This is a genomic window from Streptomyces otsuchiensis, assembly GCF_004305975.1.
Classification (GTDB): Bacteria; Actinomycetota; Actinomycetes; order Streptomycetales; family Streptomycetaceae; genus Streptomyces; species Streptomyces otsuchiensis.
The window spans coordinates 1-4781 of sequence record NZ_BHZI01000366.1 but is presented as its reverse complement, the minus strand read 5'-3'; the positions used below and the strand labels follow the sequence as shown (position 1 = coordinate 4781).

The 4781-nt window shown below is 72.6% G+C and carries 4 protein-coding genes and 2 pseudogenes; 4 read left to right on the top strand and 2 right to left on the bottom strand.

Annotated elements, in window-relative coordinates:
• Positions 1-221, top strand: a pseudogene (locus E0D90_RS28105) (hypothetical protein); the annotation flags it as partial.
• A 209-nt stretch (positions 222-430) separates the two neighbouring features.
• On the opposite strand, the gene E0D90_RS23680 reads toward E0D90_RS28105, so the two are convergent.
• The gene (locus E0D90_RS23680) at positions 431-1714 is read right to left on the bottom strand and encodes an adenylosuccinate synthase (protein WP_103529643.1); all 1284 of its coding nucleotides are present in this window, start codon (positions 1712-1714) and stop codon (positions 431-433) included.
• 147 nt (positions 1715-1861) lie between these two features.
• Here E0D90_RS23680 and E0D90_RS23675 point away from each other — a divergent pair, with 147 nt between their 5' ends.
• Entirely contained in the window at positions 1862-2656 is a 795-nt protein-coding gene (locus tag E0D90_RS23675; protein WP_103504419.1) for a diacylglycerol kinase family protein, read from the top strand.
• Positions 2657-2748: 92 nt separating this feature from the next.
• On the opposite strand, the gene E0D90_RS23670 is transcribed toward E0D90_RS23675, so the two are convergent.
• Positions 2749-2958 carry a hypothetical protein gene (locus tag E0D90_RS23670; RefSeq protein WP_103504415.1) on the bottom strand — a complete coding sequence of 70 codons (210 nt, stop codon included), beginning with the start codon at positions 2956-2958 and terminating at the stop codon, positions 2749-2751.
• A 558-nt stretch (positions 2959-3516) separates the two neighbouring features.
• Here E0D90_RS23670 and E0D90_RS23665 point away from each other — a divergent pair.
• Entirely contained in the window at positions 3517-4050 is a 534-nt protein-coding gene (locus tag E0D90_RS23665) for a hypothetical protein (protein WP_103504414.1), read from the top strand.
• A gap of 273 nt (positions 4051-4323) precedes the next feature.
• Positions 4324-4781 (top strand): annotated as a pseudogene (locus tag E0D90_RS23660) (hypothetical protein); the annotation flags it as partial.

The window sequence follows — 4781 nt, the reverse complement described above, 5'->3', positions numbered from 1 at the left end:
GCACGGTCGCGAGCACCGCCGGACCGGCGGCGGCACGCGAGCCGGCGGACGAGCCCGAGGACCCCGGCGCGGCCGATCACGACTCCGCCGCCGGGCAGCGCGCGGCCGGCCCCCCGGACCCGCGGATCAGGGTCGACCGGCCGACACCGGGAGCCACGACGGGGGAGCGGGCCGAGGCGCCCGAGCAGCACGAGCGCGCGGCTTGCGCCACGGAGCCATAGCTGCGGATCGGTGCGGTTGACCGATGTGCCACGACGTGCCGTTTCCGCCAGCCGGCCAAGAGCGCGGGGCCGCCCGCCTCGGGTGACGACAGCCGGAGCTCTCCGCTCGGCTGCCCCCGGGAGACCCGCACACCGCAGCCGCCCCCGACCGCGACGAGCGGTGGGGGCGGCTGCGGTGTGTCGCACGCCAGGAAGCGCGAGCGCGTGCCTCAGACGAAGGGGCGGATCTGGATGGTCTCGTCCCGGCCCGGGCCCACACCGATCGCGGAGATCGGAGCGCCGGACATGTCCTCCAGCGCCTGCACGTAGGCCCGCGCGTTGGCGGGGAGGTCGTCCAGGCTCTTCGCCTTGGTGATGTCCTCGGTCCAGCCCGGCAGGTACTCGTAGATCGGCTTCGCGTGGTGGAAGTCGCTCTGGTTGTACGGGAGTTCTTCGACACGACGGCCGTCGATCTCATATGCGACACAGACCGGGATGGTCTCCCAGCCGGTGAGCACGTCCAGCTTGGTGAGGAAGAAGTCGGTCAGGCCGTTGACGCGGGTCGCGTAGCGGGCGATGACCGCGTCGAACCAGCCGCAGCGGCGGTCGCGGCCGGTGGTGACACCGAACTCGCCACCGATCCGGCGCAGCGCCTCGCCGTCCTCGTCCTCCAGCTCGGTCGGGAACGGCCCGGCGCCCACGCGGGTGGTGTACGCCTTCAGGATGCCGATCACCCGGTTGATCTTCGTCGGCCCCACACCGGCGCCCGTGCAGGCGCCGCCCGCGGTCGGGTTGGAGGAGGTGACGAAGGGGTACGTCCCGTGGTCGACGTCGAGCAGGGTGCCCTGGCCGCCCTCGAAGAGCACGACCTTGCCCTCGTCGATGGCGTCGTTGAGCAGCAGCGTGGTGTCGGCCACGAACGGCTCCAACCTCGGTGCGTAGCCGAGGAGTTCCTCGACAACCTGATCGGCGGCGATGGCCCGGCGGTTGTAGAGCTTGGCCAGCACCTGGTTCTTGGCGTCGAGGGCGGCGTCCACCTTCTGCCGCAGGATCGACTCGTCGAACAGATCCTGCACCCGGATACCGACGCGGTTGATCTTGTCCGCGTAGGCGGGACCGATTCCGCGGCCCGTGGTACCGATCTTCCGCTTGCCGAGGAAGCGTTCGGTGACCTTGTCCAGGCTGGTGTGGTACGGCGTGATCAGGTGCGCGTTACCGCTGATCAGCAGCTTGGAGGTGTCGATGCCGCGGTCACCCAGACCGGCCAGCTCCGACAGCAGCACCGAGGGGTCGACCACGACACCACCGCCGATGACGGGGGTGCACTCCGGCGAGAGGATGCCCGACGGCAGCAGGTGCAGCGCGTACTTCTGGTCACCGACCACCACGGTGTGGCCCGCGTTGTTACCCCCCTGGTAACGGACCACGTAATCCACCGAACCACCGAGCAGATCGGTTGCTTTGCCCTTGCCCTCGTCACCCCACTGAGCACCGAGTACCACAAGTGCGGGCACAGGCGTACACCCCTTCCGGGCGGGGCATCTCATGTGCAGACTGCCCCGGATCGACGAAACCCCTGACACAATCGCGACAGGGGCTCTTGCACCGAGAGTTTACGAGACACGTGGGCGGCAGGCGAACGTGGCCGCGAGTGCGCGGGCGTGCCCGCCCGCGCGGAGGCGGCCGACAGCTGCCAGGAGGCGAACAAACAGGTGCTGATCGTCATCGACCCGATCGCCCGGCAGACCGACGGGGAATCGGTGCGGATCGCGCGCGACGTACTGAGCGCGGGTACCAGCGGGGCGCGGGTGCGCCTTCTGGAACGCCCGCAGGAGATGTCCCGGGCCATGGCCGGGGTGCACAGCGGACGGGTGGTGGTGGTCGGCGACGACCGCGCGCTGCTGCGGGCGGTGCGGGCGCTGCACCACCGCGGCGACCTCGCCTCGCATCCGCTCGGCTTCGTACCGGTCGGTCCACCGGGGACGGTGACGGTGGCCAGCGCGCTCGGCCTCCCGTCGGACGCCGTCCACGCCTCGCGGACCGTGCTGAACGGCGACGCCCGGCCGCTGGACCTGCTGGTGGACGACGCCGGCGGGGTGGTCCTGGGCGCGCTCGGCATACCGGCCGTCCCCCGGCCGCGTCCGGCGCCGCGGCGCAGCTGGTGGCGGCCGGTGCTGGCGCCGGAGCAGTGGCTGCGGGTGGAGGCGGACGGGCGGGTCCTGGCGGACCTGGACCGGCCGGTCCGGGAGGTCTCGGTCTCACCGGCGGACGGGCTGGCGGCGGTGGTGGTCCGGCACGGCGAGCTGGACCCGGCCATCACCGCCCGCGCGGAGTCGGTGACGGTCTCGGGGCAGTCGTTCCGCTACCGCGCCGACACCGTGACGTACGGACCCGCGCACTGCCGCACCTGGCACGTCCGGCCGGGAGCACTGCACCTGTCCCTGCCGACCGACTGAGCGCGGCGGGAAGACCGGGGCGCGCCGTTCCGGAGCGGGGACAGACCTCCGCTCCGGACCGCGGGGTCAGCGGGTCAGCGGGGTCAGCGGGGTCAGCGGCTGATCCGGGTGACGCCGTTCGCCAGTTCCTCCAGGACGCACAGGATCGTGTGACCCACCTGGGTGGGGGCGATCAGGACGCCCAGCGCGAGGACGATGACGACGGTCAGCTTCTCGTCGGACCGGCTACGGGCCTCCGTCCGCCGACCGAGCCGCCAGACGACGATGACCGCGAACAGCACGGCCATGTTGATGGTCATCACCGCTCCGGGCCTCCACTGCGACGTTCGACGTACTCCACCGGACGGGAGGCGACGCGTGCCGTCCCAGCGCACAGGTATAGCGGTGACCTGCGGCATTGGCGACAACTTGCCCATGAATGATGCGAACTCATCGGATCTGACGGAAACACCTGCCTTCTCGACAGCTTGACGTGCGGAGATTGGCAACGCGCTCGCGCACCCGTTCGCCGATCGATCGCCCTCCTCGGCCGCGTGGCACGGTCGCGTGGCACGGTCGCGGCGGTCCTCATAGCGCCGCGTGCCCCGCCGGTCACCCGCCGGTACGCCTCCGTCACCCGGCTGTCGCAGCACCGCGCGACAAGCGCTCCCCGGCCGCGCCCGAACGGCGCCCCGCCCTTGTGCCACACGGCCTGAGCCATGACCTCCGCCGGACGCGCCCCGCACGCCACAACCCGGACGGAGCAACCGGGACCCCCCACGGGACGCGCTCGGGGTGCGGGTTCGGTGACCCGCTGTTCGCATGGGACCGACAGCCCGTCACCTCGTCGTGACGGACCACGACCCGGAGGTCACCGTCCCATGAGAACTCCCCAGACACGCACCGGCCGCCTGGCCCTGGGCACCGCGGCAGCGCTGCTCACGGCGGGCATCGCCGCCGCCCCGGCCGCCGCCAGCGAAAGCGGCGGTGGTGACGGCAAGGGCAAGCACCACCTGATGGTCTCGCCCAACTCGGGCGGCGCCGGCACCCACATCACCGTCAAGGCCACCTGCGAGCCGGCCGGCGGCGCCGCGTCCCAGGCGCTGCGCCAGCCCATCCAGCTCAAGAAGAACGACAACAACCAGTGGGTCGGCACCGGCCAGATCAGGAGCGACGGCCTGCAGGCGGGCCAGAGCTACCCGATCCGCGTCACCTGCGTGAACGGCACCGAGCAAACCGGTTCGTTCACCTACACCGCCACCCCCAGCGGCGGTGCCTCGGCCGGCTTCGGCGGGTCGCAGGAGAGCGGCGGGTACGCGACCGCGCTCGCCATCGGCGGCGGGATCGCCGTCGCCGGTGCCGTCGGCTACGCGTTCACCGCGCGTCGCCGCGCGGCCGGCAACCACTACTACTGATAGGCGGTCAGGGTGAGGGTGAGTGAAATGCAGGGGCGTCTGCGGCGAGCGCTGCGTCGCGGGCAGACCACCGGCCGGCCCGGCGGTCCCGCGTCGCCCGAACCCACCTCGACGCCGGACGGGGCCCCGCCCCGCCCGGCGGGAGACGGGGAGCCGCCCCGGCGGCTCCCCTCGACCGAGACCCCGGCCCCCGGCCCGGCACCCGCCGGGCCGGGGGCGGTGGCCCGTCCGGAGCCGTCTCCGGAAGCGGAGCCGAAGGCGAAGCCGTCGGAAGTGAAGGCGAAGCCGTCGGAAGCGAAGCGGGAACGGACACCCGTCGGCAAGCTGCTGCGCCGGGGCGCCCGCAAGGAGACGACGACCGGCAACCGGCAGCCGAACCTCACGAAGGACGAACCCGCGGCGAAGGACCGGCCGAAGGCTCCGGCGAAGCCGAAGGCCGCCAAGACCGCGGCCGAGCCGGAGGCCAAGCCGAAGGCCACGGACCAGAAGAAGGACCCGGCACCGGCCAGGGGGAAGCAGAAGGAACGGGCGGCCGTCGAGCCGATGCGCGGGCGGCTGCGCCGCCTGCTGTCCGTGAGTGGCGACAGCCCGGACAACGACCCCTCGCGGTACGCGGTCGCCGGTGGACCGGTCGCCGCGCCCCCGCAGAAGCCGCAGAAGCCGCAGGCGGACGCGAGGCAGCCGGACCCGGTGAACATGACCGCTCCGGAACCCCCGCCCTACGCCGGGCC

What these genes read in the sequence shown, in the direction of transcription:
- E0D90_RS23665 (WP_103504414.1), top strand. Translation starts at nt 3,517, where the DNA reads ATGAGAACTCCCCAGACACGCACCGGCCGCCTGGCCCTGGGCACCGCG.